2 tRNA genes and 1 rRNA gene are annotated in these 3405 nt (G+C 51.0%); all 3 read left to right on the forward strand.

From position 1 onward, the window contains the following. The first annotated feature begins 7 nt into the window (after positions 1-7). The 3 genes from ACIF4X_RS28915 to ACIF4X_RS28925 all read left to right on the forward strand — a co-directional run bounded on the left by ACIF4X_RS28915 (position 8) and on the right by ACIF4X_RS28925 (position 3331). Positions 8-84 (forward strand) — tRNA-Ile (locus tag ACIF4X_RS28915). Positions 85-114: 30 nt separating this feature from the next. Continuing rightward, a tRNA-Ala gene (locus tag ACIF4X_RS28920) sits at positions 115-190 on the forward strand. A 247-nt stretch (positions 191-437) separates the two neighbouring features. Next, a 23S ribosomal RNA gene (locus ACIF4X_RS28925) occupies positions 438-3331 on the forward strand. The last annotated feature ends 74 nt before the right edge of the window (positions 3332-3405 follow it).

Raw genomic sequence — 3405 nt, forward strand, 5'->3', positions numbered from 1 at the left:
CGAAATTGGGTCTGTAGCTCAGTTGGTTAGAGCGCACCCCTGATAAGGGTGAGGTCGGCAGTTCGAATCTGCCCAGACCCACCAATTTTGTGTGGGAAACGCCTGTAGAAATACGGGGCCATAGCTCAGCTGGGAGAGCGCCTGCCTTGCACGCAGGAGGTCAACGGTTCGATCCCGTTTGGCTCCACCACTACTGCTTCTGAAGTTTGAAAGCTTAGAAATGAGCATTCCATCGTTGTGATGGTGAATGTTGATTTCTAGTCTTTGACTAGTTCGTTCTTTAAAAATTTGGGTATGTGATAGAAAGATAGACTGAACGTTACTTTCACTGGTAACGGATCAGGCTAAGGTAAAATTTGTGAGTTCTCTTAATTGAGAAATTCGAATTTTCGGAGAATGTCGTCTTCACAGTATAACCAGATTGCTTGGGGTTATATGGTCAAGTGAAGAAGCGCATACGGTGGATGCCTTGGCAGTCAGAGGCGATGAAAGACGTGGTAGCCTGCGAAAAGCTTCGGGGAGTCGGCAAACAGACTTTGATCCGGAGATGTCTGAATGGGGGAACCCAGCCATCATAAGATGGTTATCTTGTACTGAATACATAGGTGCAAGAGGCGAACCAGGGGAACTGAAACATCTAAGTACCCTGAGGAAAAGAAATCAACCGAGATTCCCTTAGTAGTGGCGAGCGAACGGGGATTAGCCCTTAAGTGGCTTTGAGATTAGCGGAACGCTCTGGAAAGTGCGGCCATAGTGGGTGATAGCCCTGTACGCGAAAATCTCTTAGTCATGAAATCGAGTAGGACGGAGCACGAGAAACTTTGTCTGAATATGGGGGGACCATCCTCCAAGGCTAAATACTACTGACTGACCGATAGTGAACTAGTACCGTGAGGGAAAGGCGAAAAGAACCCCGGAGAGGGGAGTGAAATAGATCCTGAAACCGTATGCGTACAAGCAGTGGGAGCCCACTTTGTTGGGTGACTGCGTACCTTTTGTATAATGGGTCAGCGACTTATTTTCAGTGGCGAGCTTAACCGAATAGGGGAGGCGTAGCGAAAGCGAGTCTTAATAGGGCGTCTAGTCGCTGGGAATAGACCCGAAACCGGGCGATCTATCCATGGGCAGGTTGAAGGTTGGGTAACACTAACTGGAGGACCGAACCGACTACCGTTGAAAAGTTAGCGGATGACCTGTGGATCGGAGTGAAAGGCTAATCAAGCTCGGAGATAGCTGGTTCTCCTCGAAAGCTATTTAGGTAGCGCCTCATGTATCACTGTAGGGGGTAGAGCACTGTTTCGGCTAGGGGGTCATCCCGACTTACCAAACCGATGCAAACTCCGAATACCTACAAGTGCCGAGCATGGGAGACACACGGCGGGTGCTAACGTCCGTCGTGAAAAGGGAAACAACCCAGACCGTCAGCTAAGGTCCCAAAGTTATGGTTAAGTGGGAAACGATGTGGGAAGGCTTAGACAGCTAGGAGGTTGGCTTAGAAGCAGCCACCCTTTAAAGAAAGCGTAATAGCTCACTAGTCGAGTCGGCCTGCGCGGAAGATGTAACGGGGCTCAAACCATACACCGAAGCTACGGGTATCACCTTCGGGTGATGCGGTAGAGGAGCGTTCTGTAAGCCTGTGAAGGTGAGTTGAGAAGCTTGCTGGAGGTATCAGAAGTGCGAATGCTGACATGAGTAACGACAATGGGTGTGAAAAACACCCACGCCGAAAGACCAAGGTTTCCTGCGCAACGTTAATCGACGCAGGGTTAGTCGGTCCCTAAGGCGAGGCTGAAAAGCGTAGTCGATGGAAAACAGGTTAATATTCCTGTACTTCTGGTTATTGCGATGGAGGGACGGAGAAGGCTAGGCCAGCTTGGCGTTGGTTGTCCAAGTTTAAGGTGGTAGGCTGAGATCTTAGGTAAATCCGGGATCTTAAGGCCGAGAGCTGATGACGAGTGTTCTTTTAGAACACGAAGTGGTTGATGCCATGCTTCCAAGAAAAGCTTCTAAGCTTCAGGTAACCAGGAACCGTACCCCAAACCGACACAGGTGGTTGGGTAGAGAATACCAAGGCGCTTGAGAGAACTCGGGTGAAGGAACTAGGCAAAATGGCACCGTAACTTCGGGAGAAGGTGCGCCGGTGAGGGTGAAGGACTTGCTCCGTAAGCTCATGCCGGTCGAAGATACCAGGCCGCTGCGACTGTTTATTAAAAACACAGCACTCTGCAAACACGAAAGTGGACGTATAGGGTGTGACGCCTGCCCGGTGCCGGAAGGTTAATTGATGGGGTTAGCTAACGCGAAGCTCTTGATCGAAGCCCCGGTAAACGGCGGCCGTAACTATAACGGTCCTAAGGTAGCGAAATTCCTTGTCGGGTAAGTTCCGACCTGCACGAATGGCGTAACGATGGCGGCGCTGTCTCCACCCGAGACTCAGTGAAATTGAAATCGCTGTGAAGATGCAGTGTATCCGCGGCTAGACGGAAAGACCCCGTGAACCTTTACTATAGCTTTGCACTGGACTTTGAATTTGCTTGTGTAGGATAGGTGGGAGGCTTTGAAGCGTGGACGCCAGTTCGCGTGGAGCCATCCTTGAAATACCACCCTGGCAACTTTGAGGTTCTAACTCAGGTCCGTTATCCGGATCGAGGACAGTGTATGGTGGGTAGTTTGACTGGGGCGGTCTCCTCCTAAAGAGTAACGGAGGAGTACGAAGGTGCGCTCAGACCGGTCGGAAATCGGTCGTAGAGTATAAAGGCAAAAGCGCGCTTGACTGCGAGACAGACACGTCGAGCAGGTACGAAAGTAGGTCTTAGTGATCCGGTGGTTCTGTATGGAAGGGCCATCGCTCAACGGATAAAAGGTACTCCGGGGATAACAGGCTGATACCGCCCAAGAGTTCATATCGACGGCGGTGTTTGGCACCTCGATGTCGGCTCATCACATCCTGGGGCTGAAGCCGGTCCCAAGGGTATGGCTGTTCGCCATTTAAAGTGGTACGCGAGCTGGGTTTAGAACGTCGTGAGACAGTTCGGTCCCTATCTGCCGTGGACGTTTGAGATTTGAGAGGGGCTGCTCCTAGTACGAGAGGACCGGAGTGGACGAACCTCTGGTGTTCCGGTTGTCACGCCAGTGGCATTGCCGGGTAGCTATGTTCGGGAAAGATAACCGCTGAAAGCATCTAAGCGGGAAACTTGCCTCAAGATGAGATCTCACTGGAACCTTGAGTTCCCTGAAGGGCCGTCGAAGACTACGACGTTGATAGGTTGGGTGTGTAAGCGCTGTGAGGCGTTGAGCTAACCAATACTAATTGCCCGTGAGGCTTGACCATATAACACCCAAGCAATTTGCGTCGAAAGGCCAGATTGCGGTGTGTGAAGACGAAACGAACCGAAAGTTCGAAAG

The sequence above is a fragment of the Pseudomonas sp. NPDC085632 genome (genome assembly GCF_044541255.1).
Classification (GTDB): Bacteria; Pseudomonadota; Gammaproteobacteria; order Pseudomonadales; family Pseudomonadaceae; genus Aquipseudomonas.